Below are 1,211 nucleotides of genomic sequence, written 5' to 3'. Positions count from 1 at the left end.
ACCACCAGTAGAAAAGAAATAGCTGCCTAAGCACTAGGTAGCCCCACTACGTGTCCACGATTTGCGGGCAACCCCACGTATGGCACGGCTATTAAAAGTATCTCGGTCTGGATACTACAAATGGGCCCATACGCAGCAGAAGCGGCTATCCGGCGACGATGATCGCGCAGCATTCTACGACGATGTTGACCGCAAGATTCATCAGATTTGGTCGGACTCCGATCAGGTTTACGGTGCTCCGCGGATCACCGCAGAACTTACCGAGCGCTACCACATTGCGCTTAACCGTAAGACTGTGGCTAAACGAATGCGCATGATGAGCATTGAAGGGATTTCACCGCGGGCCTTTGTCCCAGTGACAACGGTCCAAGCCAAACGTAAGTCCACGCTTCCTGACCTGGTCAAGCGCATGTTTGATACCGGTGAGCTCAACCGAGTGTGGATGTCGGATATTACCTACCTGCGCACTGCTGAAGGCTGGTTGTATCTGTGTGCAGTCCGCGATGGCCATTCCCGCAGGGTACTGGGCTGGGCTATGGATAGCGTTCAAGATACATACCTGGTCGAACGGGCCCTGCGAATGGCGCATACGCTGCGCGGTGACGTGCCTGACGGGCTAGTGTTTCACGCTGACCGCGGAACCCAATTTACCAGCGAGAAGCTCTGGGAAGTTTGCCGCAACCTGGGCATTGCTCAGTCCGTAGGGCGTACCGGTGTGTGCTTCGATAACGCGATGGCCGAGTCATTCTGGTCAACGCTTAAAACCGAGTTCTACGACCGTAAGCGCTGGGCGACCCGTGATGCCGCACGCAAGGCCGTTGCCTACTGGATTGAAGTCGTCTACAACCGCCGGCGCCGACACTCCGCACTCGGTATGGTAAGCCCCGTCGACTTCGAGAACCACATTGGTCTAACCACCAGCAGAAAAGAAATAGCTGCCTAACCACTAGGTAGCTCCACTACGTGTCCACGATTTGCGGGCAACCCCACCAGAGTGTGTCTGGTTCCTAGACATCGTTCCGCATGTCCTATGAGATCGTTCCGGCTTGTCCTGCGGGAATGTCTCATTACATCGATCCGGCAGCACGATTTTGGGCGAGAGTGCCCCGCGGGGGTGAACGGGCATGTCTCGAGGAGAGTGTCTGATGGTTTGTGTGTGGGTTTCCAACCTGCATAAGGAGATAAGCCAGAATGACTACTGTGGCACGACG

The 1,211-nt window shown here is 55.6% G+C and carries 1 pseudogene; it reads left to right on the top strand.

Features of this window, described 5'->3' with window-relative positions:
* Nucleotides 1-67 precede the first annotated feature (67 nt).
* Nucleotides 68-943 (top strand): annotated as a pseudogene (locus QP965_RS11410) (IS3 family transposase); the annotation flags it as partial.
* Between the last annotated feature and the right edge of the window lie 268 nt (nucleotides 944-1,211).

The organism is Corynebacterium sp. MSK074 (assembly GCF_030229735.1).
GTDB lineage: Bacteria > Actinomycetota > Actinomycetes > Mycobacteriales > Mycobacteriaceae > Corynebacterium.
This window is presented reverse-complemented; position numbering and strand designations above follow the sequence as displayed.